The organism is Polyangium sp. 6x1 (genome assembly GCF_029946515.1).
Lineage (GTDB): Bacteria > Myxococcota_A > Polyangia > Polyangiales > Polyangiaceae > Polyangium.
Genome location: NZ_JARZHH010000022.1, coordinates 135,113 through 160,142 on the forward strand (window position 1 = coordinate 135,113; position 25,030 = coordinate 160,142).

The window sequence follows — 25,030 nt, forward strand, 5'->3', positions numbered from 1 at the left end:
CCAGCGTCGATCGTGCCCTTGCGCGCACCGCGTCACGCGCGAGATAGTCAAGGTCTTGTCGCTCTGCCTCACCGCCTCGATCCTCGGACGATGCTCTCCGACGCGCGAATCGCTCGAAGCCGAGCTCCGCGCCGCCGGCTTCGAGCTCTGCGCGATCGAGGACCCCGCGCGGCTCGACGGACCGTCCCTCGTCGTCGTCCTCGAGCTCGAAGGCGACGAGCCCGACGCCGCCCTTCACGCTTGTCGCACCGCGCGCGCGCGGGGCGGCGCCTTGGCCCTCGCGGCGGCGACCGAGCGTGACGGGGACGCGCACCTCCACGCGCTCGTCGACGCGGGCGCCGACGAGCTCTTCCTCCTCCCGCACGACGCGCCGCGGCTCGGCCCGCGCCTCGCCGCGATCCGCCGCCGCGTCCAGGCGACAGAGCGCATCCGCGACGAGAAGCGCGACATCGAGCGCCGCCACGAGCACCTCTACGAGCACGCGCCGATCATCCTGCACTCGATCGACGTGGAAGGACGCCTCGTCAGCGTCAGCAGCGGCTGGCTCGACGCGCTCGGCTACGAGCGCGCGGAGGTCCTCGGCCGCCGCTCCGTCGACTTCATGACCGAGAGCTCCCGCGCGCAGGCCCTCGCGCGGATCCCCGAGCTCTTCCGGCGCGGCGTCAGCCGCGGCAACCGGTACGAGTTCGTGCGCAAGGACGGAAGCCTCCTCGAGGTGGTGATGACCACGCTCGTCGAGCGCGACGCTGCGGGCAAGATCCTCCGCACCTTCGCCGTCTCGACCGACCTCCGCGAGATCCGCGAGGTCGAGCGCGCCCTCGCGCGGGCGAACGACGAGCTCCGCACCCTGCTCTCCGCGTTCCCGGACAACCTCTTCCGCGTCGCCGAGGACGGCACCATGCTCGAAGCGCATTTCGGCAGCAGGGAGCGGCGCCGCAGCGTCGACTCGTTGCCCTCGCTGGTGGGCAAGCACCTCTCCGAGCTCCTCCCTTCGACGCACGCGGCGCGGATCCTCGACGCCATGGTGAAGGTCCGCGGCACGCCCCACGTCTTCACGCTCGAGTACGAGACACAAGCCACCGACGGGCGCCCCATGTTCCGCGAGCTCCGTGTCTCCTCCTTGCCTCGCGGGCAGGCGCTGATCCTGAGCCGCGACGTGACGGAGCTGCGCCAATCGGAGGCGCTCCTCCGCGAGAACGAGACACGCCTCCACGCGCTGCTCGACAACGCCCCCGTGATCCTGTGGGGGGTCGATCGCGACGGCACCATCAACTTCGCCGAGGGCAAAGGCCTCGTGCACCTCGGTTTCCGGCCGAGCGAGCTCGTCGGTACCTCCGTCTTCAAGCTCACCACCGACCCCGGGGGTTTGCCGCAGGTCGAGGAGCCGCTCGCGGGCCGCGTCTACAAGGGCGAGGTCTCGGTCGGTGGTCTCTGGTTCGAGCACGCCTCGTGGCCTCTGCTCGATGCGTCGGGGGCCGTGACCGGCGCGATCGGCGTCTCCACCGACATCACCGAGCGGCGCCGCGTCGAGCGCGCGCTGCGCGAGAGCGAGCAGCTCGCGCAGGCCGTCTTCGAGAACGCCCCCGTGGGCATCCAGATCTTCGACCCCCACGGCACCTCCGTGCGCATGAACGAGGCGCACCGCAAGCAGCTCGGCCTGCCCAGCACGACCTACGGCGTCGGCATCTTCAACGCCCTCACCGATGCTCTCCACGTCGAGACCGGCATGGACCAGTGCTTCGCGCGCGCCTACGCGGGCGAGGTCGTCGAGATCCACGGCCAGGACGTGAACCTCGACATCATCGGCAACGGCTGGAGCAGCTCCCGCGCGCGCCTCGTCTTCGACACCATCCTCTTCCCGATCCGCGACGGCGAAGAGACGCGCGCCGTCGTCGCGTTCTGCCGCGACGTCACCGAGCGCAGGCACGCCGAGGCGCGCATGCTGCTCTCCGATCGGCTCACCTCCCTCGGCACGATGGCGGCCGGCGTGGCCCACGAGATCAACAACCCCCTCTCGTTCGTCCTCGCGAACCTCGAGTTCATCGCGGGCGCCCTGCACGCCGCGCCTCCCGACGCCGCCACGTTGGAGGCCGCCACGCAGGCCCTCGACGAGGCCCTCGAAGGCGCGCGCCGCATGCGCTCCATCGTGCGCGACATGAGCACGTTCTCCCGCGTCGGCAGCGAAGCCGCCGAGCGTGGCCCCATCGACGTGCACGCCGTCCTCGAAAAGGCCGTCCGCATGACGAAGCACGCCCTGCGCAACCGGGCCCGCGTCCTGCGCGCGTTCGGCGACGTGCCCGCGGTCATCGGCAACGAGTCACGGCTCGGCCAGGTCTTCGTCAACCTCCTCGCCAACGCCGCGCAGGCCATGCCCGAGCGGCCCGAGTCCGAGAACGAGATCCGCCTCGTCACGCGCTCGCTCGACGGCCGCGTCGCCGTCGAGGTCGTCGACAACGGCGTGGGCATCGCGCCCGAGCACATCCCGCGCCTCTTCGATCCGTTCTTCACGACGAAGCCCGTCGGCGAGGGCATGGGCCTCGGCCTCCCGGTTTGTCACAGCATCGTCACCGCCCTCGGCGGCGAGATCCGCGTCGAGAGCACGCCCGGCGTCGGCACGACCTTCCGCGTGATCCTCCCGGCCGCCGAGCCGGAGGAGAACCTGCGCGAAGGCCTCCGCCCCGCGGGGCGCGACGGCCGGCCCCGCGTCCTCTTCGTCGACGACGAGCCCTACGTCTGCGCCGCCGTGCGCCGCATGCTCGGCCGCGACATGGACCTCGTCTGCGCCTCCGGCTCCGAGGAGGCGCTCGGGCTCGTGCGCGGGGGCGAGCGGTTCGACGCGGTCCTCTGTGATCTCATGATGCCCGGCACGAGCGGCGTCGCGCTCTACGCCACCTTGCTCGAGCTCGATCCCGCGCTCGATCGTCGAGTCGGCTTCTTGACGGGCGGCGCGTGCACCGACGAGGTCCGGTCGTTCGTCGGCGACGTCGGGGATCGGCTCCTCTTCAAACCGTTCGAAGCCGAAGCATTCCGCGCGCTCGTGTTCGCGCTCGCCTCGGGGAGCATGCCTCCGAAGAGGGTGAGCTAGAGACGCGCGATCGCGCCGCCTGGCGTGGCGTTCGACCCGGCATCGCCCTCGCCCGCAGGCTCCCGCCTCCGCCGGGCGTGTTCTATGGACGGGGCCTGATGCCGTCTCGTCCCGACCTCGCCGCGGAAGAATGGAGAGGCCCGCGGCACTGGACAAGCACCCCCGTCGGCCTCTTCCTGGCGCTCGGCACGGTCGGTGGGGCGGTCGCGCTGCGCGAGAGCCTTGCCCCCTTTCTCGGCGCGTCCTCGCCCATGCTCCCGTTCGTCCTGCCGGTGGCCCTCTGCGCCGCGATAGGTGGATTCTGGCTCGGCCTCCTCGCCACCCTCCTCGCGCTCGGCGCGGGCGACTTCTTCTTCCTCCAGCCCGTCCACGCGTTCGCGCTCCCGACCTCCGGCGACCTCGCCCGGCTCGTCCTCTTCGCCTGCATCGGCCTCGCCATCAGCGTCGTCAGCGGGCGCATGCGTCGCGAGGTCGAGCGCAGCCGCGAGGCCGAGCGCATCCTCACCGAGCGCGCCCAGGCGAGCGCGCAGAACGCTCGGCATTTCCGCACCCTGCTCGCCTCCCGCACCCTCGGCGTCGCCACGTTCCGTGGGAGCGCGATCGTCGAGGCGAACAACGCCTTCCTCGATCTGCTTGGTTTGAGCTCCCATGAGTTCGCCCAGCGTGGCGGCAAGCTCGACTGGCGCCGCATGACGCCCCGCGAGCACCGCCGCGCCGACGAGCACGCCGGCCGGCAGCTCCGCTCGACGGGGTACTGCGCGCCTTACGAAAAGGAGTTCTTCCGCAAGGACGGCAGCCGCGTCCCCGCCCTCATCGGCGGCGCCGTCGCCCTCGGCCGCGACCGCGGCGGCCTCACGGGCATGTTCTACGTGATCGATCTGTCGCGCCTGCGCCGCGCCGAGCAGGCCTTGCGCGAGAGCGAGGCGCGCCTCCGGCTCGCGCTCGACGCGGCCCGCGCGGGCTCATGGGCCTGGGAGCCGGCGACGGGCCGCCTCGTCTGGTCCGAGCGAAACTACGAGCTCTACGGCGTCGATCCGAAGCACGTCCCGACCGTCGAGCGATGGATCGACGCCATCCACGCGGACGATCGCGCGCGCATCGTGGACGAGGCCGAGCACATGCTCGCCGGCCGCGACGAGCACTTCCGCCTCGAGCTCCGCGTCCCCCACCGGACACGTGGAATCCGCTGGATCGCCTCCATCGGCCAGGTCTACCGCGACGAACACGGCCAGGTGGTGCGCGCCGCGGGCTTGACCCTCGACATCACCGATCGACGCAACGTCGAGGAGTCCGAGCGCGCCGCCCGCGCCGAGGCCGAGCGCGTGAGCCGCCTCAAGGACGAGTTCGTCGCGACGCTCTCGCACGAGCTGCGCACGCCGCTCACCTCCGTCCTCGGCTGGGCCCAGCTCTTGAAGCGCTCGCCCCCCGGCGCCGCGGAGCTCGATCGGGGCCTCGGGGTCATCGAGCGCAACGCCCGCGCCCTCTCCCAGATCGTCTCCGATCTGCTCGACGTGAGCCGCATCGTCACCGGCGTGATCCACCTCGACGTCGCGCCCTTCGATCTCGGCGCCGCCGTCGCCTCCGCGGCCGAGACCGTGCGCCCCTCGGCCGAGCAGAAGGGCGTCGCGCTCGACGTCCGTATCACGCCGATCGACGAGCCCCTCGTCGGCGACGGCGACCGCGTCGAGCAGCTCCTCTGGAACCTTTTCTCGAACGCCATCAAGTTCTCGCCCCCGGGCGGCCGCGTCGAGGTCGTGGTCCGGCCGCAGCGGGGCCGCGCCGTCATCGTCGTCCGCGACGCCGGCCAGGGCATCGCGCCCGAGTTCTTGCCGCACCTCTTCGAGCGCTTCCGCCAGGAGGACGCCTCCTCGTCGCGGCGCCACGGCGGCCTCGGCCTCGGCCTCTCCATCGTCAAACACATCGCCGACCTCCACGGCGGCCGCGTGTACGCCGAGAGCGCGGGCCCGGGCCGCGGCGCGACCTTCACCGTCGAGCTGCCGCTCGCGCCCGAGAGCCGCGGGATGGCCGCTCGCCTCGCCGCGCCGGCGTCCGTGCGACGCGCCGGCTGATCGACCTGCCCCTCTGCCGGGATCTGGTAACGTCGCGCCGATGGCCGAAGCGCCTCCCCGCCCCGACGACGAGCGCACGCGGTCCGTGGTGCGCGCTGTCCTGCCGTTCGTCGTCTCGATCGCCCTCGTCGCATTCGTCCTCTACCGCATCGATTTCCGGGCGTTCCAGCAGCACCTCGCGCGCGTCTCGGCGCCCTCGTTCCTCGCGTTCGCCGCCGTCTTCGTGGTCTCGCTTTGCGCCGCCGACAGCCTGGCGACCGTGCTCGTCTATCGCCGGTCCGTCGCGCCCATTCGATTTCGTGATTTCTTCATCCTCCGCGGCGCCTCCTATTTGCCTTCCCTCGTGAACCACCACGTCGGCCAGGCCTTCATCACCGTCGCCCTCTCCCGGATCCACGGCGTCCCCCTCGCCCGCGTCGCCGGCGCCACGCTGCTCGTTTATGCCTCGTGGATGGGCTCGATCCTGGGCCTCGCGTGCGTCGCCATCGTCCTCGCGCAGAAGCCGCTCGTTTGGCTCGCCGTGCCCCTCGGCGCGGGCCTGCTCTACCTCGCGCTCCTCGCGATTCGCCCGGCCCGGCTCGCCTCGATTCGCCTCCTCGCGCCCCTCTTCGAGGCGGGCGTGCGTGGCCACCTCTGGGCGCTCGCCGCGCGCCTGCCGCACCTCGTCGTCCTTTTCCTCGGCACGTGGATTCCCTTCTGGTTTTTTGGCGTGCGCATTCCTCCGGCGAGCGCGTTCGTCTTCCTTCCGGTCCTGATGGTCGCGGTCACGTTGCCCCTCACGCCGCAGGGCTTTGGGACGCGGGACGTCCTCGCGGCCACGCTCCTCGAACCTTTCGCGGTTTTCCCGACCCAGAGCGAGCGCCTCGCGGCCATCGCGGCGTCGACCACCGCGTGGGGCGTGGCCATCACGCTCATCGAGATCGTCTTCGCCCTCGTGCTCATGCGATTCCAGACGCCGATGCCCGCGTCCTCGACGCCCCCCGGATCGCAGGCGGTCATCGATACGAATCGCTGAGCTATCCCAGGCTCGGCCAGCTCCGCGGCGGGCGAAACTTCTTCCCGAAGGGCGTCCCGTCCCGGCGGACGTTCCTCGTGGCCAGATCGGCCCGCGACACGAGGCCCAAGGCCTCCCGGATCATCACGATCCGCGCGGGATCGAACCCCATTTCCTCCGCGACCGTCGCGTCCACGATCCCCGGATCGAACCCGCCCACGAGCGTCCCCGCGAAGACCGGCGTCGCCCCGAGCGGCCCTTCCCCCTCGCCCGCCACGATCCCATCGACGAGCGCGAGGTAACGCCGCACGGGTTCATCCCGCAACACGCCGTCGCGATCGGCGAAAAAGAGGATCTGGTTCAGATCGAGGATGGTTCGCCAGAGCGTATCGTTGCCCTCCCAGCTCCCGTCGATCACCTTCGACGGCGCCCCGAGCCGGGCGATACGCGCGACGAGCGAATGGTCGCCCGGCAGGGGAAGCCGCGAGAGCTTGTCCTCGATCCGCTCCGCCAAGCTCCGCGGCCGATCGAACTCATCGCCGCCCACGGAAGGATCCCCGGCCGTGAAATGCGGGAGCCAGTATTTTTCGTTCGTCAGTCCAATGACGCTCTTCAGGGCCAGCGTGACGCCGGTCTTCTTGTGCGTCTTCATCTTCGGCAGGTTGATCACCACGTCCGCGTCGAGCACCGTGCGCGGCAGGCTGTACTCGTGTTTCCCGCCCGTGTGGTGCGGGACCGGCGTCTCGTAATGGCTGCGATGGAACCGGAGCCGCTCGCCCGGCGGGGCGTCGTTTCGCGCGAACGCGCTCCGATCGCCGAGGTCCACGACCCGATACCCGCGCGGATCCCCCGGGAGCCTCGTGCGCACGAGCAAGCCGAGGTTGTACGAAAGCCCTCCGCGCCGGACGTCGTCGAGCGCGAAATAAGGCGCGACCCTGAAATAGCGCAGGTCCACGAAATCGACGTCCGCGCCGCCCCGACGCAGGTGATCGATCACCGCGAAGATCCCGAGCGGCCCCGCGACCTTCTCGATCTCGCAGCCCTCCACGGGTGAATCCACGACCCGCACGCTGCCCTTCGGCCCCGCGGCCCGGAGCGCATAATCGAGGACGGGCCGCAAAAGCGCGCCGTGCGTGCTCGACGCCCAGAGCTTCTCCCCCGTGATTTTCTCGTGCAGGTTCTTCGACGAGACCAGGTTGGGCTTGACGATCACCCGGTCGCCGGGCCGGATCAGGTCGCCGAGCGGGTTCCATTCCGGCGTCCCGGCCCGCGCCGCGTCGAGCGAAAGCTCCCGGAAGAGCGCCTCGACCATGGCATAAACCGGGTTCGGCGGATCGAACGGCGGCACCCCGCCTGCGGCGTACGTCGTCCCAGGCCGGGAGACGATCGCGACCGAGGACGCCTGCGTCATGCGCGATTCGCCTCGCGGTCCACGCTCGGCCGCACCGAGGCACGGCTCCCCTGGAAATCGATCCCGAGCTTGGACACGGCCGCGACGCGCTTGCCCGTGCGCACCATCGCCACCTCGTCCACGAATTCGACCGCGATCCGGAGATCGTCGCCGAGCACCTCGCGGAACTTCGCGAGCACCTCGTCGAGCACGTCGTCCGAGAAACGACCGCCCTTCACGACCCGGAACGTCATCGCGCCGAGCTCCTCCTGCACCACCTGGAACTGCTTGATCGCGTGATCGTACTCCTTCAGGTAATGCGCGAAGAACGTCCCCGGGACGAACCGGCCGTCCGTGCCCTGGATGATCGATTGCACGCGCCCCTCGATCGCCCCGATGCGCGGCGCGCCCCGGCCGCACGTGCACGGCGCGAGCGGGTCCATGGCTTCGGCGAGATCACCAATGCGATACCGGATGAACGGCATGCACATGTTCGTGAGGTCCGTGATCACGACCTCGCCGATCTCGCCGGGCTTCGCGGGCTCGCCGCCCTTCAGGATCTCGACGATGTATCCCTCGGCGACCACGTGGTGCCCCGCGTGCGCCTCGCATTCGTAGGCGATGCCCGAGAACTCGCGGCTGCCGTACTTGTCGAACACCGCGCACCCGAAGGCCTGCTCGATCACGCGCCGGCTCGGAATCGGGAGCGTCTGCGCGCTCGACATGACGGCCCGCGGCCGCACCGAGAGGTTTCCGTGCGCCCGCAGATACCGCGCCAGGAAATCGAGCGCCTCGGCATATCCGTCGAGCAAGACGGGCTCCGCCTCAGCGATCGTGCGGACCATGGCGGCCAGGTTCTTCTCGCTCATCTCGAAGACCGGGACGAACGTTCGCTGCGAGAGGACCGCGTCCGCGCGCTCCTTCCGGATCTGGCTCTTCGACATGCCGATCGTCTGGTGCCAGAGCCGCACGCAAGGATCCCCGAATCGATACCCCGTCCACTCCTGCGCCCGGAGCGTCGCCGCCCAGCGCAATTCGAGCTGCACGCGGTCGGCGTAACAGACGAAAGGCTCGCCGGTCGAGCCGCTCGTCGCGATCCGCTGGACCTGCGATTTGTCATGGTTCTCCGACATGATGTCGAAGTAGAGGTGCTTGCGGATGTCGGCCTTCGTGAGCAGCGGCAATTTGTGCAAATCCGCCTGCCCCCGCACGTCCTCGGGCCGGAGCCCGAGCTCCTGCATCCGCGCGCGATAATACGGCACGTTGCGGTACGCGTGCCGGACGAGGCGCCGGAGCTTCTCGTCCTGGAGCTCGCGCGTCTCCGCGATCCCGAGCCATTGCGTCTTGCAGAGCGTCTCGTAGTAATGCTCGACGTCCCGCGTGATCATCCAGTGCGTGCTGTCGAACGCCGCGAGGTACGCGCGCCAGCGCATCTCCTGCACGGGTGTCCGCGGCGGCGTCCGATCCGCGACCGGATGGCGCCGCAAGAACTGGTGCGCGACGTCCTGCGGCGGGCGGCTCACGCGGTATTCCCACGCCGCCTTCCCGATGTCGACGAACGAGAGCACGCTCGCCCGCACGGCCGTCTTTTCGAGGAAGCTCGTGCCCTGCCGCCGCTGCTCGAAGATCGTCTCGATCTCCTTGTACGAATACCCCTTCGCGTGGGCGGCGACCATGATGAACGATTGCCAGTAGAAATACGTGCCGCGGTACGTGAGCAGGTCGAGCATCACCTCGCGGGCGCACATGACGAACCCACTCTTGTTGTCCGAGAGGTCCATCCCGAACACGCCGTTCAAGAGGTGATTGAGCCCGCGGCTCAGATGATATCGCTGGTCCTTGCGCCGCCCGACCGCGCTGCGGAAGCCCTGCACCACGTCGACGCTATGGTCGTAGAGCGCGCGCCGGAGCCGCAGGAGATCCTCCGGCTGGTACTGCAAATCCGCGTCGATCGTCGCGACGAGCTTGCCCCGCGACACGCCCACGCCCGTGCGCCACGCCGCCGCGATGCCCCGGTTCTCCGGGTGGAACCCGCCCACGATCCGCCCCTCGGACGCGGCCGAGAGCTCGCGGATCACCGCCGCCGTGCCGTCCTTCGATCCGTCGTCGACGAGCACGAGCTCTCCGACGAACCCGCCGACCTCGAAGACCCGGAGCACGCGCGCCGCGAGCTCGCGCAGGTTGAGCTCCTCGTCGAGGCAAGGGACGATCACGCTGAGCTCGATCGGCGAGTCAGGAGCGGAGAGCGCTTGTTCGGTCATCGGAGAGCGGATCCTCGGCCTTTGGGGATGCGAGACGGGCGCGCAGTCTACTCCACGGCGCCGCCCGGGGAAGCCGCGCGGGCGCCTTGCGCGTACGCGGGCGTCTTGCCTGCGAGCTCCGCGGCGAACCGCGTGATGCCCTCGAGCGAGCGCATGCGCGGCGTCCACCCGAGCTCGCGCACCGCCTTGGACGCGTCGTACACGACGTCGCGCGAGAGGAGCTTCACCACGAAGGGCGTGAGCGGCGGCGCCTCCTTCCGCCCCGCCAGACGGTAGGCCGCCGCGAGGGATTTCGCCGCCGCCATCGCCGCCGGATAGGGGAGCGAGAGGCGCGGCGGAGGCAACTCGGCCGCGCGCGCGATCGTCTCGAACACCTCGCGCACGCTCGGCGGCCGCGCGTCGACCTCGTCCATCACGTTGAACGCCTCGCCGCCGAGATCACGCCGCTCCGCGGCCCGCAGGACGACGTCGACGACGTGATCCACCCACACGACGTTCAGCGGCGCGCGCCCGCCGTCGACGAGGAGCATCCTCCGCTTGCGGAGCTGCGTGAGCGCGCGCGGCAGGAAGTTTCGATCGTACGGCCCGTAGATCACGGGCGGACGCACCGCGATCACCGAGAGCCCGAGCGCCTGCCCCCGCTCGTGCGCGAGCCGCTCGGCGTGCGTCTTCGTGTCCTCGTAAGGCAAACCGCTCGTGCGCGTCGGCCACGCCTCGGTCACGCGCCCGCGATCGGGCCGGCCGTACACGGCCACCGACGAGACATGCACCACGTGCGGCACGTGCGCCTCCGCGGCCGCCTCGATCAGCGCGCGTGTCCCGCCCACGTTCACGCGCTCCATCTCGGCCGCGTCCGTCGGCTCGCCGACCATGGCCGCCGCGTGCACGACCACGTCCGCGCCGCGCAGCACATCCGCGAGCGCGCGCCGATCCGCGACGTCTCCGCCCACGACGCGCACGCCGATCCGCGACAGCGCGCGCGCGTCGAGCCGCTCCGGATCCCGCACGAGCCCCGCCACCTCGTGCCCCGCTTCCCGGGCGATCTCGCAGAGCCTTCGCCCCACGCCGCTCGTGACGCCCGTCGCCGCGATCTTCATGGCGCCGAGGTTGGCACGCCGATCCCCGGCCTTCCACCCACGCGGCTAATGGCGCGAGGGACGTGTCGCGGGAGCGGGCGCGCTCGACGGCCGCTCGTCGCGCGGGGGCTCGCCCACTTCGGAGGGCCTGCGCGGCGCATCACCGACCTCCGAGGGCCTGCGCGGCGCATCCCCGACCTCCGAGGGCCTGCGCGGCGCATCCCCGACCTCCGAGGGCCTGCGCGGAGGCTCCTGCGAAGCCCGGAGGTGCGAGGCCGTCGGCAAGGACGAGATGCGATCGCTCCTGTGCGACTCGAGCGCCTGCGGCCTGCGCGGCACGAGGCTCACGGGCGGCGCTTCTCCGCGCACGCTCTGGCCGCGCAGATACTCGAGCGCCTCGGCTTCGTCGTGAAAGACCTCGGCGCCCGCGCCGTCCTCGCGCAGGTGGCGCTTGACCTGCAGCGCGCCGACCGCCGTCTTCACCACGAGCGCAGCGCCGCGGAACCCGCGAAAGATCCGGGTGCGGAAGCGCCGCATGGTCTCCTCGAACTGCGGATCGTTGCGCCGCGGCCCCTCCCGGAGATCCACGAGCAGCTTCTTCCGATCACGCCCGAGCTCGTCGAGCGCGGCGATCACCGCCTCGAGCTCCTGCTCCATCATCCAGGTGTCGGGATACTCGCGCGACGTCCTGCGCATGATGAGGATGTGCCCCGAGCCATCCGTCTCCACGAGGTGATACGGCGTCTCGAGCTCGATCATCGCGCACCAGCATAAACCGGCCGTTTTCGGGCGGCGAGAATTCCTTCCGTGGTAGCGTCGAGCTGCCCCCTCTTTTCGCCTTTGCGCCTCTGCGAGGACTCATGCGACCCATCAAAAACGTGCTCGGCGCGGCCCTCGCGGCCGCCGCGACCCTGGTCTCGATCCTCGGCGCCACGCGCGACGCGCGGGCCTGAGGCGTCGCGCCGGCCGTCGGTCCGACGGGCATCTCCTCCTGCAGCGAAGACTTCGGTGCGCCCCTGCCCCCGGGCAACGCGGACGCGCCCGCGCCAAGGCCACGCCCGCGGCTCTACCGCGTCGGCGCGACGGTGGGTTACGCCTGGACAAACCTCGTCTTCGACGGGACGTACGACGTCGCGATCGAGCGACGCGCGGCCGTCGCCACGTTCGAGCGCAGGCTCGGCTCGCGATGGACGCTCCAGCTCGGCGCGGGCGGCATCCTCTGGGGCAGCCTGCGCGAGGGCGCGCGGCGCTACGATTTCGGCCCTGGCTGGTCCGCCTCCGTCGCCGCGTCCTACCGCCTGCTCGACGGCCGCGATCGTTTTCCCTTCCTGATCCTCGGCGCCTCGCTCGCCGTCGCGGGCGCGGAGACCCGCGAGGCGCGCCCCGACGCGCCCGCGGTCCCGTACTACGCCGGCGATCTCCGCCTCAGCGCCGTCGCCGGAAAGACGTTCTACGACGTGATCAGCCCCTACGTCGTCGCGCGTGTGTTCGGCGGCCCCATCTTCTGGCAGGTCGACGGCGAGGATCGGCAAGGGACCGATCGGTACAAGTTCCAGCTCGGCCTCGGCCTCGTGGCCACCTTACCGATCGGCCTCGACGTCTTCGCGGAGATCGTCCCGCTCGGCGAGCGGAGCGTGACGAGCGGCGCGGGTTTTTCCTTCTAGAACCGCCCGCGCCGTCCAATCAGCCGCACGTGCACGTGAAGGGATCGATGCACTCGAGGTTCTGGAACGCGCAGTCGAAGACGCACGCGAAGGGGTTGCACGCGACACCGCCGTCGCCCGTGCTGCCGCCCGAACACGTGCCGCCCATGCAGGTCTGACCAGCCGCACAATCCGCGTCGGAGCAACACCCCGACTGGCAGACGCACGAGAACCCGTTCTTCACGTACCCCGAGTTGCAGCTCACGTCGCAGAGGCCCGTCGAGTTGCACGTCGCGGCGCCGTTCTGCACCGTGGGGCACGGCGTGCACGTGGTCGACGTGAAGCACCCGGTCGCCGGCGTGTTGCCCGCGCAAACACCGGCGCATGCATGCTCCATCGCCCCGCACATCTGCCCGCCCGAGCTCGCGCTGCTGCTGCTCGACGCGCTGCTGCTCGATGCGCTGCTGCTCGACGCGCTGCTGCTCGACGCGCTGCTGCTCGACGCGCCGCCCATGCCGCCGCCCGGGCCGCCCGATCCACCTTCTCCGCTTTCGCCGCCTTCGCCGGCAAATGGCCCGGTCGCGGTCGCGCAACCGCTGCCGAGCCACGCCCCGAACCCGAGCGCCACCACAACCAAGCCAAGCCGCTTCGTGCTCACGACGTACCTCCGCGATCGATGTTCACCCGTTTTTCCCGTGAGTGGAAGCTTCACCGACCACATCGTCGTGGTAGACGAACCCCTCGCGCACCGCGGCGCGCGCGACCATGGAGGACCCATGACGCCCATCATTTCGCCCGAGCTGGACGATTACATCGAAGCCCATACACGCCCCCGTCCGGCGCTCTTCGACGAGCTGCGCGAGGTCACGTACGCCTCGATGAGCTCGCCGCAGATGCAGGTCGGCCGCGTCGAGGGCACGTTCCTGAAGACGCTCTGCGCGCTCGTCTCGGCGCGGCGCGTGCTCGAACTCGGGACGTTCACCGGCTTCTCCGCGCTCTGCATGGCCGAGGCGTTGCCCGAGGACGGCGAGCTGCTCACGCTCGACATCGACCCCGAGGCGACGCGGATCGCTCGCTCGTTCTTCGATCGCAGCCCGCACGGAAAGAAGATCCGCATCCTGCTCGGCAACGCCCTCGACAGCCTGCGCTCGCTCCCGGCGGGCCCGCCCTTCGACCTCGTCTTCATCGACGCCGACAAGGAGCGCTACGCCGATTATTACGAGGCCGTCCTTCCGCTCGTCCGCAAGGGAGGCCTGATCGTCGGAGACAACACGCTCTGGAGCGGCAACGTCCTCGCGCCACAGCACCCCTCCGACCACGGCATCTGCCGCTTCAACGACAGGGTCAACGCCGATCCTCGCGTCGAGAACGTCCTGCTCTCGATCCGCGACGGCATGATGCTCGCGCGGAAGCTCTGACCGGGCGGCCGGAAGTGGTAAAGGTTGTCCCATGCTGCTCGTCGTCGACGTGGGCAACACGAACATCTCGTTTGGCGTGTTCGAGGGGACGAAGCTCCTTCACCACGTGCGCTCCGAGAGCGCGCGCAGCCGCACGGCGGACGAGTTCGCGGTGCTCGTCCGGCAGATGCTCGCGCTGCGCGGGGTCGATCCCGACCTCATCGATCACGCGATCATCGCGAGCGTCGTCCCGACCCTGACCGACACCATGGTCGAGCTCGTGCGCCGCGCCTTCCGCCGCGAGCCGCTCGTCGTCGGTCCGGGCATCAAGACGGGCATGGCGATCCTCTACGAGAACCCGCGCGAGGTCGGCGCCGATCGCATCGTCAACGCGGTCGCCGCGTACGAGTGGGCGAAGGGCCCCGTGATCGTCGTCGACTTCGGCACGGCCACGACCTTCGATTGCGTGACGCCGAAGGGCGAGTACCTCGGCGGCGTGATCACGCCCGGCGTGCACATCAGCGCCGAGGCGCTCTTCTCTCGCGCCGCGCGCCTCTCCCGCGTCGAGATCACCTTGCCGCCCAAGGTCGTCGGGCGAAACCCGGTGCACAGCATGCAATCGGGCATCGTGTACGGCTACGCGGGCCTCGTGGACGGCCTCTGCAAGCGCCTCGTGGCGGAGCTCGGTTATGCGTGCCGCATCGTCGCCACGGGCGGCCTCGCGCGCCTCATCGCGCCGCTCACCGAGTCCATCGAGGAGGTCGACGACGACCTCACGCTCACGGGCCTGCGCCTGCTCTACGAGCGCAACGCGCAGGAGCCGCGCGCGTCCGCGAAGGCCGAAGGCGCTTGATCCGACGTCCGATCCTGCCCGCCGCCGCGCTGCTCGTCCTCGTCACCGCCCTCGCGCTCGCCTTCGGCACCGAGCCGATCTCCCTCTCGAACGCCCTCGCCGAGCCCGGCCTCGCGCGCACGATCTTGCTCGACGTGCGCCTGCCGCGCGTCGCGCTCGCCGCCATGGCAGGAGCGGGCCTCGGCGTCGTCGGCGCTGCGTTCCAGGCGCTCTTGCGCAACCCGCTCGCCGAGCCGTACGTGCTCGGCGTCTCGGGCGGCGCCGCCCTCGGCGCGACGACCGCCATCGCGCTCGGCCTCGGCGCGACCACGCTGCTCGGCGCCGCGCTCATCCCGGCCGCGTCGCTCGTCGGCGGCCTCGTCGCCACGTGGCTCGTCTACGCCGTCGCGCGCGGCATGCGCGGCGGCGCCTCGGGCACGGCGATCCTGCTCGCCGGCGTGATGGTCAACTCCATGGCCGCCGCGCTCATCACGTTCCTGAAGGCGCTCGTCCCGCCCTCCCGCGCGCAGCAGCTCTTGCGCTGGCTCGTCGGCTTCGTCGATCTCCCGCACGCCTCGTCGCTGCTCGCGGCCTTCGTCTACGTGGGCGCCGGATGCGCGGTGCTCCTGCTCGACGCGGGGCGCCTCAACGTCCTCGTCCTCGGCGACGAGACGGCCGGCACGCTCGGCGTCGACGTCCGCGCCCTCGAACGACGCACGTTCATCGCCTCCTCGTGTGTCGTCGGCGCGATCGTGAGTTTGACGGGGCTCATCGGCTTCGTGGGCCTCGTCGTCCCGCACGCCGTCCGCCGGATCATCGGACCCGATCAGCGCCGCGTGCTTCCCGTCTCGCTGCTCGCGGGCGCGACGATGCTCGTCGGCTGCGACCTCGTCGCGCGCCTCGCGTTCCGCTCGCTCGGCACCGAGCCGCCGGTCGGCGCCGTGACGGCGCTGATCGGCGGCCCGGCCTTCCTCGTGTTGCTGCGCCGCTCGGGCGGCTAACCCTGCATCACGCGCGCGAACGCGGGCCGCGAGATACACCGCGCGACCCACGCGTTCACGTTCGCGAACGGACTCACATCGATGCCGAAGCGCCCCAGGAAGGGGATCGCCGGCGCGATGGAGATGTCGACGAACGAGAACGTGTTGCCCACGAGGTACTCCTTGCCCTCGAGCGCATCGTTCAGGATCGCGAGCATCCCCGTGAGATCCTTCTTCGCGGCCTCGGCGGCCTTCGGGCTGCGCTCGTCCTCGGGGAAACGATCGAGCGTGTTGCGGAGGTAGCGCTGCAGCGCCTCGCCGAACGTCACCGCGCCCCACGCCATCCACTTGAACGCCTCGGCGCGATCGGGGTTCGGCGGCGGGAAGAGCCCCTTGTCCGCGCCGAAGCGCTCGCCGAGATAGAGCATGATCGCGAGCCCTTCGAAGATCGGCCGGCCCTCGGCGACGAGGAGCGGCACCTTGCCGTTCGGGTTGAGCGCGAGGTACTCGGGCTTCTTCTGGTCACCGGCCGCGAGGTCGAGCTTGACCTTGTCGTACGGAATGCCGAGCTCCTCGAGCGCCCAGTGCACCCGCGACGCGCTCGTCATCGGCGTGTAATAGAACTTGAGATCCATCGCGATCGACCTTCCTCCCTGGGCGACGCACGGCGCCGCCGTGGCCGAGCGTGTCCGACACGGCCGCGCGCAGCAAGGGGGGTTCGGGAAGGTCTTACGGGAGGCGTGCGCCGAGGGTCATTCCTCGTCGATGGGCTCGGGGATGGGCCCCTCGATGCCCTGGTCCACGTTGACGGCGCGATTGCTCCCCACGACGCCCTCTTCGTCGTCGGCCCAGCCCACGGACACGCTGAGGAGCGGCTCGCGCTCGCGCTTCGTGCGGCTCGTGCTCGCGCTGATCTGCAGGGCGCGCATCACCTCGTCGGGAGCGAGCCCCTGCGCCATGACGAAGGGATGGAACACCCGCGCCTGGCTTCGCGCCGAGGACGTACGGGTCGTCCGGATGTGCACCGCCGCCACGATCATGGCGCCGTTCTTCGCGGTCGTGTCGAGCCCCATGCGGAGATGCCCGCACTGCGTGAAGCCGATCTGTGCACGTGGATCCACGTACCCGATTCGCTCATTCCCCGACGGGATCACGACCTGCAGCTCGCTGCCCTTGCGAAACCCGTACACCGCGTAGCTCGCGGGCCCTCTCGCGAGCACGGTGAGCGGCACGCGTGTCGTCGTCGCCGGCCGCACGCTCGACGTTCGTCCGTCGAGCCACGCGTCGATGATCTCGAGCTCCGCCTCGCCCGGCTTGCGCTCGACGAGACGCTCGACACGCAGCGGGAGCACGCCGCCCACGCGGATGCTCGTCCCCGCGGAGCCCGAGGGCGGCACGCCCTGCGGGATCGCGCCCACCGACAAGCAGCGGCCCCCCTCTGCATTCACGGCCGTGAACGTCGGCGCTCCCTTGAACATGGTCCCGTCGACGCGCACGCCCTCGACGCGCTCGCCTGCGGGAATCGCGTCCGGCGCGTCCTTCGGGTGCAGCATCTCCGGCACGCGTGCCTCGGGCACCGACGAGAAGCTCGGCGTGCCCGCCGCATGGGCCGACGCGCCCGCGACGAACGCGAGCGACGCGGCCGCCACACACGTTCCGAGGCGGCGCATCACAGGCTCCTCATGTAGGCCTCGAGCGCGTCGAGGTCTTCCTGCGAGAGGTGCTTCGTGCTCCCCATCTTGCCGTCGGCATCGAGCAGGAGCGAACGCAGCGTCGCGTAGCGGCCGTCGTGGAAGTACGGCGCCGTGCCGCCGACGAAGCGCAGCGAGGGCGTGTCGAACGTGGCCGCGACATCGGCGTCGGCGCGGCTCGACACGTCGTGCGGCGTGTGATCGGTCCACGCGCCCTCCTCGCGATGGCACGTCCCGCAGCCCGTCTGCGCCGAGTGGAAGACCGACTTGCCGCGCTGGACGAGCGCATCGTTCGAACGATCGATCGTCTCCACCTGCGGAGGCCGGAGCGTCGTGGCGAACGCGATGAGCGCGTCGATCTCGCGCCGCGCGAGCCCCGCGCCGCCGAGCCGACCGAACGTCTCCGAGAGGTGCGCCTCGACGCTGTCGCCGCGGCCCGTCCACCCATACGGAGCCGTCTTCGCGAGCCGCCCTGCGAGCATCGGCGTCTGTCGCGGCCCCTCCGGCGTCGCCCACGTCAGCGCGTCGTCACGCCCGTCGGGATGGCAGCTCGCGCAGGCGCGGCCGTCGTTCGAGATACGCGCGTCGCCGCTCGCGTGGAAGAGCCTCCGGCCGAGCTCGAGATCCGCCATCGCCGCCGTCTGCGCCTTGCGCGACAGCCCCACGCGCATGAGCGCAGGCGCCTCCGCCTCGGTCGCGTCCTTCGCGCCGAGCGGCGCGATCTGGAGCGTGCGATCGAACTGCGACCACACGACGAGCCGCCGGCCCTCCGGATCCACGGCGAGCCCCGTCGGCCCCGCGGCGACCGGGAAGCGACGCCGCTCGGCCCGCTGCGGATCGGCCGCCGCCGCGTCGTACTCGATGACCGTGTCGCTGCCGAGGCACGAGACGAAGAGCGAACGCGACCCGGGATCGATCGCCGCGGCCCGCGGCAGCAAGCACGACGAACGCGGCCGGGCCACGCCGACCAGCTGGCGCACGTCCGGCTTCACGTTCACCGACTCGGCGAGCGGCTGCTCGGTGTCCTCGTCGACGACCGCGACCGACGCGACCTCCGGCGGGTTCGCGCCGCCGCTGCCGTACCCCTCCGAGCGCTCCTCGGCGCGCCCCGGATCCACGAGCACCTGCGGCGCGAAGACCCGCCCCCCGAAATCGGTCGACTTCGCGAGCGCGAAGCCCTGGCACGCGCGCCGCTCGATCTCCCCGCCGCCGCCACCGAAGAGGCTGATCTTCGAGCGCCGGAACCCGCCCTCCTCGATCCCGCCCACGTCCACCGGCCGCACGCGCTTCGCCGCGAGATCGACCACGCTCATCCGCGAGCCCACCACGTGCGCGACGAACGCCTTCTTCCCGTCGTCCGAGACGACCACCGAGCGCGGCTCGCGCGGCAGCGGCACCTCGTACGTTCGTCCCATGTTCGCCACGTCGTACGCCGTGAGCGCCGCGCCCCAGCCGCTCGTCACGAGCAGCGTGCCATCGTCGGGCGTCGTCGCGAGCGCGACCGGCTCGACCGGCGTGGGCACCGTGCACCGCGACGCGAGCGGCTGCGCCGGATCCGCCTCCGGCTCGAGCACCTCGATCGCCGCCTTGTCCCGGAGCGCCACCACGACGCGACCATCGGCGGCCACGAGGATCTGCGACGGCGTCCCGCCGAGCGGCGTCGTCCCGAGCTCCTTGCCCGTCGCGACGTCGACCGTGTGAAGGTTCCCGTCGTCCTCGTCGGCGACGTACGCGATCGTCTTGTCACCGGCCTTCGCCAGCGCGACCACGCTGCCTTGCCGCGCGCCGGCGAGCGGCTTCGCGCCCACGCCCGGGCGCACGCGCCCGCAGCTCCTTTCCCCGACGCCCGGCGCCTTCGCCTCCGCGCCGCCTCGTCCTGTGCTCCCACACCCCGCCGCGAGACCTGCCGTCGCCGCAGCAACCAGACCGATGACCGCAACGCTCTTTCGCATGGCGCCTCAACCTCCACGGGAGGCACTCGCATTCCAAAAGCAGGACAGCGGTGCCCACGGAGGAAACCATGGACGAGGGTAGTCGCCTTTTGTTTTACGCGTTGCGAAAAAAAGGGCCGCTCGGCTGACCGCGCCGGTCAGCCCATGCCGAGCAGCTTGTTCATGCTGGCTTCATCTGCCGGCGTGAACGGGTGCTGATCGAACTCCGCGCTCGTGACCCACTTGAACGCGTTCACCGCGAGCGGCGCGGGCTCACCCGAGGTGATCCGACACTCGTAGAGGTAGAGGTCCACGACGTATCGCTCGTACGGATGGCTCACGAAGGAGATGAGCTGCCCCGGCTCGACCTCGACGCCGAGCCGGTGGAAGACCTCACGCTTGAGCGCCGTCGCGTCCGTCTCCGCGTCCTCCACGCGCCCGCCGGGAAACTCCCAGAGGAGCGGGAGCAGGGCCGTCGGACGGCGCTGCGTGATGAGGTAACGGCCTTCGTGCTCGATGACGGCAGCAACGACGCGAATCGTGCGCGGCGGTTCCATGGCCGACATTCTCCCCCGCCGGGACGCGCGGCGCCAGAAGCCGCTCGCCCGGAAAACCGTCTCAGGCCTGAATGTTGATCCGGAAGAGCTGCTGGCCCATGAGCAGCACGTCCCCGTCGATGAGGTCCACCTCCGACGAGATCCGGATGAACGTGCCGTTCGAGCTGCCGAGATCCGTGACGAAGAGCTGACCACGCTCGTAGCTGATGCGGCAGTGCAGCCCCGAGACGTAACCGTCCTCGGGGAACAGCACGTCGCCACGCTCACGACCGAGGTGCAGGCCCGTCTCCGGGATCGGGAACGAGTTGCCCGACGCGTCCCGGCCGATGATCAGCGCGATGCGACCCACGTAGCCCTTCGACGGGCTGCCGAGCCGCTCGACGCCGTCCGCCGTCGCCGGCATCGCCGAGAGCGCCTCGAAGCGGACGATCTCCTGACCGATGCGGAACACGTCGCCGATCATCACGGCGATCGGCTCGTCGCGGTAGAGCTTGCGGTAGACGCCGTTCAGCGAGCTCTCGTCACGCACCGTGAGCTTGCCGTTCTTCGACACGAACGTCGCGTGCCGCGGCGAGAGATAGTTGTCGCCCGCGAAGATCGCCCCGACATCACGGCCGATCGTGAACGTCGCCGACGGGAGCGTGTACGAGCCCGCCTCCGAGCCGTCCGCGCGGAGCGCCGTCAAGACGACCGTCATCGCGCTCGGCGTCGAGGCCACGGGCGGCGCCGCGGGCGAGGCCATCGCCGGCACGCTGCCGGCCTTCGGCAGGACGAGCTTCGCGCCGCACGACGCGCAGAACCGGTTCGTCTGCGCATTCGTGTGTCCGCAGTCCTTGCACACGACCGGAACGGTGGACGACGCGCCCTGCGCCGCGATCGGCGGATGCACGGCCGCCGGCGCCGCCGGGGGAAACTGCGCCACGGCGCCCTTCGCCCCCATGTCGTCCGTCACCGCGCCCGGGCGAACCGCGGGGATGCCCTGCGGCGGCGTGCCGCCTGACGCAAACTTCTTCGGAGACGCGTCCCGCGGCAGCTCGGAGCCGCAGCCGAGGCAGAACTTGTAGTGGTCCTGGTTCTCCTTGTTGCACTTGGGACAGGTAATCACGCCGCCTCCTCGGGGGACTGCCGACACCGGCCCACCCGGACCGCGGGGCGAGCATATTCGGGCCGATTTTTTTTGTCGAGGTTTTACGCGCGCGCTTGCCCCGCACACCACACGTCATGCGCGCAGGGCAAACCCGGGTTTACTTGGAGGAGAGGAGCGCGAGCGCCTCGCGCACGAGATCGCCGAGCGGCTCGGTCTGCACGCGCGCTCCGAGCGCCGTCACCGCACGGTCGGCCTCGGCAGGACGGAACCCCATCCGCGTGAGCGCGCCCTGCAGGAGCTCCGCTTTGCCCTCGGGCGCGGTGGGCCTCGGCGCTTCGACGCCCTTCGTGACGACCGGCGCCGCCGCGAGTTTGCCCTTGAGCTCCAGGATGAGCCGCTCCGCGGTCTTCTTGCCGACCCCGGGCACGGCCACGAGCCGCGACGCCTCGCCGCGCGCGATGGCCGCCGCGAGCTCACCCGCCGGCAGCGCGCCGAGGATCGACATCGCGATCTTCGGCCCGATGCTGGACACGCCGATCAGCGAGCGGAACGCCGCGCGATCGTCCCGCGTCGGGAAGCCGTAGAGCGCGAACGTGTCTTCCCGGACGTGCGTGTGCACGTACAGGGTGACCACGTCGTCCGCCTCCCGCGACGCACGCCCGAGCGCGCCGAGCGGCACCGTGACCTCGTAGCCGACCCCCCCGACGTCGATGACCACGACGCCCTCGGCCGAGTCCTCGACGATGCGGCCTGTGAGCCTGCCGATCAATCCTTCTTCGCTCCCTGCGCGATCCAGCGACGAACCGTGTCGCGCGTCGCCTGCGGAAGGAGATCGCCCGTGAGCGGCATCGTGCCACCGCACGCCGCGTCGCAGACGACGGCGGCGCACGTGAGCGTGCCGTCCATCTTGTGCATGAGGAAGCTCGTCTCGGGGCTGTTCGGCTCGATGATCTTCATGCCCGTCGCCTTCGTGGCGGCGACGCCGACGTTCTGCGAGAAGATCGCGTCGATCTCCGCCTGCGTCGGGGCCGTCGGGCCATTCGCCGGGCCGAGGTAGGGCTGGCCGGGCATCCCGGCGACGGCGCCGTGGCACGACGCGCCGCCGAGGCCGCAGGAGTTGCGGAAGATCGGCAGGACGTCCCCGGAGAACGTGACCGCGGGGCTCGCCTTGTCGAACGACCCGTAGTCGTAGCAAGTGTCGTCCCCCTCCCCATTCCCATCGGAACAACCCGCCACGCCGAACGAGAGCGCAGCGAGAGACGCAAGACCAGCAATCATCAAGGATACGAATTTGTTCGAGCGCTTCGACATGGCCCCGACCCTACCAGAATTCCGAGCCAGGACGAGCAGCGGATAGGCGCTGCTCGCTTGGCCCACGTGGGCCTCGAGCACTACCATCGGGGCGGCATGCGGTCCCTTTGCGCCCTCACGCTCGCCCTCCTCGCATCCGGCTGCGCCGGCGGGGGGCAAGATGCCCTCCGCAAGGAGATCGAGGCGCTGCGGGCGGAGGTGGGCCGCGTCCGTGCAGACAACAACATCCTCACGGCACGGGTCGAGACGCTCGAACGTACGAACGCGAAGCTTTCCGCGCGTCCCCCCGCGCCGACCCCGAGCGCCCCGAAGAGCGCCGAGGACGATCGACCCACGCTCGACGTCGTGCACCTCGCGCCCACCCCGGAAGGCGGGACGGCGGCGTCCCTCGCCCCGATCGCTGCTGCACCAACGGATGACCCGACCGTCGCCGACGACGCCGATGAAGCGCCTCGCCCGGTCCTCCGCTCCACAGGCCGGGGCGAGGTGATCACGCACCCGACAGCGCCCGCGCCCGCGAGCCCCGCGAAGGCCAAGCGCCCCCTCCCGAGCCCCCCAAGAACGGCACCATGAAGGACACACGCGCCCTCGCCCCCGCCATCGTCCTCCTCTCCCTCGCGGCCGCAGGCCACGCAGGCGCGCAGGACGAGTCCGAAGCCGCCCCCACGCCGGGCGGCGGCGCGAACGTCACCGTCGTGCAGGTGCCGCAAGCGCCGACGCAAACGCAGGTCGTCATGCCGGGCTACCCGCAACCTGGCTACAACCCCGACGCGCATCTGCCTTCGAGCTCACGCTCCTCGGCCGACACATCACGCTCCACCGACGGCTTCGATCTCCTGCCCGATCCGGCGGCGAGCGAGACCGTGCGAGGCACGGCAAACGGCGGCTTCGTCCTCGAAGGCCAGCACGTGCCGGAGCTCCACAGCGTACGCACGGGCGACACGCTGTGGGACATCTCGAGCCGCTACTACAAGAACCCCTACGGCTGGCCGCGGCTCTGGGCGCAGAACCCGCAGATCCAGAACCCGCACTGGATCTACCCGGGCGATCAAGTGCGCCTGCGCGACGCCGGCGACAGCGGTCTTCCCGGCATGCGGCGCCTGCTCTCGGGCGGGCGCAAGGTCTCACCGCAGACGGTGTTCCTGCGCGACACGGGCTGGCTCGACGACAAGAAGGACGACGTCTGGGGCGAGATCAACGGCAGCCCCGCAGACAAGATGCTGCTCAGCGCAGGCGACGACGTGTACGCGAAGCTCGACGAGGGCCACGAGGTGGCCGTGGGCCAGCTCCTCACGATCTTCCGCCCCCTCGTGACGAGCGGCGACGCCGCACAGAAGGGCCAGCTCATCTCGATCCGCGGCACCCTGCGCGTCGATCGAATCAACACACAGACGCGCATGATCCGCGGCCGCGTGGTCGAGTCACTCGACACAGTGGAGCGAGGCGCGAAGATCGGCCCCGTCGACCGCAGCTTCGTGGTCGTGCCCCCCGTGACGAGCGCCGACGACATCGACGCAAAGATCGTGGCAGCGCTCTATCCGCACGCGTTCTACGGGCAAAACCAGATCGTCTTCCTCGACAAGGGCGAGAAGGAGGGCGTGAAGCCCGGCATGCGCTTCTTCGCCTTGCGCCGCGGCGATCGCTGGCGCCACACGCTGCGCGGCGCAGGCAAGTTCGCCACCGTGCGCCCCGTCATCGAGGACGATCGCCCCGCACAAACGGAAAACCTCTCCCCGCCCGGCGACGACAACCTCTTCCCAGACGAGACCTACGCCGAGCTGCGCGTGGTCAAAGTCCGCGAGCACACGGCAACAGCGCTGGTGACAGTCTCGTCGCACGAGATCGAGCGCGGCGCGTTCGTGACGGCCCGCAAGGGGTACTAGATGGCGCCTCGCTGGGGCTTCGCCCCAGGCCCCACCAGGAGCTGTCCGCTCCTGGACCTGGACCAGCGCCCGCGCTGGACGGAGGGTCGATGAACTGCGCTCCGCGCAGTTCATCGAACAGCCGGGGTCAAGACCACGAGCGATCCTGCCAACCAAGACAGCAGCGCTGACGTTTTGACTGGCGGGGCGGTACCACCGGCCTGTGGGAAGAACTGCGCGGAGCGCAGTTCTTCCACGCAAGGTCCTGGGTTGGCCCTGCAAAGGGGGGGCGGACAGCTTGAAAAACTTTCCCCGCATCGACTGCGCTTCGCGCAGTCGATGCCCAGAGGTCCAGGGCTGGCCCTGGTCCGGGTCGAGGGGCGGATAGCCCCCGCGGGGCCCGGGGCAGAGCCCCGGCGCGGCGGCCTAGGGTGACCCCGGTCCGCCAAGCCAAATCGGCACGAACCGCGGCGACACGATCGCCAGGATGCATGCGGCGGCCGCGAGCACGGCGCCGCCGTGCAGGAGCGCGAGGCCTGCCCGCGTGAGGCCCTTTGGCTGCGTTTGCCCGACGGAGCTCACGGCTGCCAGCGCGTTGGCGATGGGGATGGCGAATGCGAGCCACAGGAGCGGTGAGGTGGTCTCGCCGGGGGACTTCGGCGTCACGAGGGCGGCGACGAGCAGGTATGCGGAAAACAGGTAGATCGTCGGGCTCTTGATGCGCCGCGCTGCGAGGTGGGCCCGGCCCTCGCGTGCGCCGTGGACCCCTCGGATTACAGCGACGAGCGCCGCGACGAGCAGCCAGGTGACGCTGAGGAGCCAGGCGAGGGGGTGCATCGCGTCCGCGTGGAAGATTCCGCCATA

22 protein-coding genes are annotated in these 25,030 nt (G+C 70.6%); 9 read left to right on the forward strand and 13 right to left on the reverse strand.

Translation table 11 applies throughout. The features are described from left to right. Positions 1-55 precede the first annotated feature (55 nt). The 3 genes from QHF85_RS21800 (at position 56) to QHF85_RS21810 (ending at position 6,169) form a co-directional block, all read left to right on the forward strand. Positions 56-3,085 (forward strand): PAS domain S-box protein, encoded by a 3,030-nt coding sequence (locus QHF85_RS21800; RefSeq protein WP_281329186.1) that lies wholly within the window; start codon positions 56-58, stop codon positions 3,083-3,085. Positions 3,086-3,183: 98 nt separating this feature from the next. Continuing rightward, complete coding sequence (locus QHF85_RS21805) at positions 3,184-5,154, forward strand: ATP-binding protein (RefSeq protein WP_281329187.1); 1,971 nt, start codon at positions 3,184-3,186, stop codon at positions 5,152-5,154. 40 nt (positions 5,155-5,194) lie between these two features. Further along, positions 5,195-6,169, forward strand: a complete 975-nt coding sequence (locus tag QHF85_RS21810) for a lysylphosphatidylglycerol synthase domain-containing protein (protein WP_281329188.1) — start codon at positions 5,195-5,197, stop codon at positions 6,167-6,169. A gap of 1 nt (position 6,170) precedes the next feature. Here the strand turns inward: QHF85_RS21810 and QHF85_RS21815 are convergent, their stop codons facing one another. Genes QHF85_RS21815 through QHF85_RS21830 form a run of 4 tightly spaced genes read right to left on the reverse strand, consistent with a single transcriptional unit; the run spans position 6,171 to position 11,634 of the window. Beyond that, positions 6,171-7,559, reverse strand: coding sequence for a DUF362 domain-containing protein (locus QHF85_RS21815; RefSeq protein ID WP_281329189.1), 1,389 nt, complete (start codon positions 7,557-7,559; stop codon positions 6,171-6,173). After that, positions 7,556-9,799, reverse strand: a complete 2,244-nt coding sequence (locus tag QHF85_RS21820; RefSeq protein WP_281329190.1) for a glycosyltransferase — start codon at positions 9,797-9,799, stop codon at positions 7,556-7,558. The genes QHF85_RS21815 and QHF85_RS21820 overlap by 4 nt, the downstream gene beginning before the upstream one ends. Before the next feature lie 47 nt (positions 9,800-9,846). Next, positions 9,847-10,896, reverse strand: coding sequence for an NAD-dependent epimerase/dehydratase family protein (locus tag QHF85_RS21825; protein ID WP_281329191.1), 1,050 nt, complete (start codon positions 10,894-10,896; stop codon positions 9,847-9,849). Between the two features lie 45 nt (positions 10,897-10,941). Next, positions 10,942-11,634: a hypothetical protein gene (locus QHF85_RS21830; RefSeq protein ID WP_281329192.1), complete on the reverse strand. Its 693-nt coding sequence runs from the start codon at positions 11,632-11,634 to the stop codon at positions 10,942-10,944. A 326-nt stretch (positions 11,635-11,960) separates the two neighbouring features. On the opposite strand from QHF85_RS21830, the gene QHF85_RS21835 reads away from it, so the two are divergent. After that, positions 11,961-12,539: a hypothetical protein gene (locus tag QHF85_RS21835; RefSeq protein WP_281329193.1), complete on the forward strand. Its 579-nt coding sequence runs from the start codon at positions 11,961-11,963 to the stop codon at positions 12,537-12,539. Positions 12,540-12,558: 19 nt separating this feature from the next. Here QHF85_RS21835 and QHF85_RS21840 read toward each other — a convergent pair whose 3' ends face one another. Continuing rightward, the gene (locus QHF85_RS21840) at positions 12,559-13,176 is read right to left on the reverse strand and encodes a hypothetical protein (RefSeq protein ID WP_281329194.1); all 618 of its coding nucleotides are present in this window, start codon (positions 13,174-13,176) and stop codon (positions 12,559-12,561) included. 118 nt (positions 13,177-13,294) lie between these two features. Here QHF85_RS21840 and QHF85_RS21845 point away from each other — a divergent pair, with 118 nt between their 5' ends. The 3 genes from QHF85_RS21845 to QHF85_RS21855 are packed head-to-tail and all read left to right on the forward strand — an operon-like array spanning position 13,295 to position 15,748. Next, positions 13,295-13,936, forward strand: a complete 642-nt coding sequence (locus tag QHF85_RS21845) for a class I SAM-dependent methyltransferase (RefSeq protein ID WP_281329195.1) — start codon at positions 13,295-13,297, stop codon at positions 13,934-13,936. 31 nt (positions 13,937-13,967) lie between these two features. Beyond that, positions 13,968-14,768: a type III pantothenate kinase gene (locus tag QHF85_RS21850; protein WP_281329196.1), complete on the forward strand. Its 801-nt coding sequence runs from the start codon at positions 13,968-13,970 to the stop codon at positions 14,766-14,768. Beyond that, complete coding sequence (locus QHF85_RS21855; RefSeq protein WP_281329197.1) at positions 14,765-15,748, forward strand: iron ABC transporter permease; 984 nt, start codon at positions 14,765-14,767, stop codon at positions 15,746-15,748. Before QHF85_RS21850 ends, QHF85_RS21855 begins: the two co-directional genes overlap by 4 nt. On the opposite strand, the gene QHF85_RS21860 is transcribed toward QHF85_RS21855, so the two are convergent. From QHF85_RS21860 to QHF85_RS21890, 7 genes are all read right to left on the reverse strand, one after another. Further along, complete coding sequence (locus QHF85_RS21860; RefSeq protein WP_281329198.1) at positions 15,745-16,362, reverse strand: glutathione S-transferase family protein; 618 nt, start codon at positions 16,360-16,362, stop codon at positions 15,745-15,747. The genes QHF85_RS21855 and QHF85_RS21860 overlap by 4 nt on opposite strands. A gap of 117 nt (positions 16,363-16,479) precedes the next feature. After that, on the reverse strand, positions 16,480-17,397 hold the full coding sequence (locus tag QHF85_RS21865; protein ID WP_281329199.1) for a hypothetical protein: 918 nt from the start codon (positions 17,395-17,397) through the stop codon (positions 16,480-16,482). After that, the gene (locus tag QHF85_RS21870; protein ID WP_281329200.1) at positions 17,397-19,370 is read right to left on the reverse strand and encodes a c-type cytochrome; all 1,974 of its coding nucleotides are present in this window, start codon (positions 19,368-19,370) and stop codon (positions 17,397-17,399) included. Before QHF85_RS21870 ends, QHF85_RS21865 begins: the two co-directional genes overlap by 1 nt. A gap of 137 nt (positions 19,371-19,507) precedes the next feature. Next, a complete protein-coding gene (locus tag QHF85_RS21875) occupies positions 19,508-19,906 on the reverse strand; it encodes a (deoxy)nucleoside triphosphate pyrophosphohydrolase (protein WP_281329201.1) in 399 nt (132 codons plus the stop codon). 61 nt (positions 19,907-19,967) lie between these two features. Then, positions 19,968-21,011: an FHA domain-containing protein gene (locus QHF85_RS21880; RefSeq protein ID WP_281329202.1), complete on the reverse strand. Its 1,044-nt coding sequence runs from the start codon at positions 21,009-21,011 to the stop codon at positions 19,968-19,970. A 139-nt stretch (positions 21,012-21,150) separates the two neighbouring features. Then, entirely contained in the window at positions 21,151-21,762 is a 612-nt protein-coding gene (gene ruvA, locus QHF85_RS21885) for a Holliday junction branch migration protein RuvA (RefSeq protein ID WP_281329203.1), read from the reverse strand. After that, positions 21,759-22,304 carry a hypothetical protein gene (locus tag QHF85_RS21890; protein WP_281329204.1) on the reverse strand — a complete coding sequence of 182 codons (546 nt, stop codon included), beginning with the start codon at positions 22,302-22,304 and terminating at the stop codon, positions 21,759-21,761. Before QHF85_RS21890 ends, ruvA begins: the two co-directional genes overlap by 4 nt. Positions 22,305-22,400: 96 nt before the next feature. Here QHF85_RS21890 and QHF85_RS21895 point away from each other — a divergent pair, with 96 nt between their 5' ends. Both QHF85_RS21895 and QHF85_RS21900 read left to right on the forward strand, forming a co-directional pair. Continuing rightward, entirely contained in the window at positions 22,401-22,877 is a 477-nt protein-coding gene (locus QHF85_RS21895; RefSeq protein ID WP_281329205.1) for a hypothetical protein, read from the forward strand. After that, positions 22,874-24,187, forward strand: coding sequence for a LysM peptidoglycan-binding domain-containing protein (locus tag QHF85_RS21900; RefSeq protein ID WP_281329206.1), 1,314 nt, complete (start codon positions 22,874-22,876; stop codon positions 24,185-24,187). The genes QHF85_RS21895 and QHF85_RS21900 overlap by 4 nt, the downstream gene beginning before the upstream one ends. A 405-nt stretch (positions 24,188-24,592) precedes the next feature. Here QHF85_RS21900 and QHF85_RS21905 read toward each other — a convergent pair whose 3' ends face one another. Continuing rightward, entirely contained in the window at positions 24,593-25,003 is a 411-nt protein-coding gene (locus tag QHF85_RS21905) for a hypothetical protein (RefSeq protein ID WP_281329207.1), read from the reverse strand. Positions 25,004-25,030 lie beyond the last annotated feature (27 nt).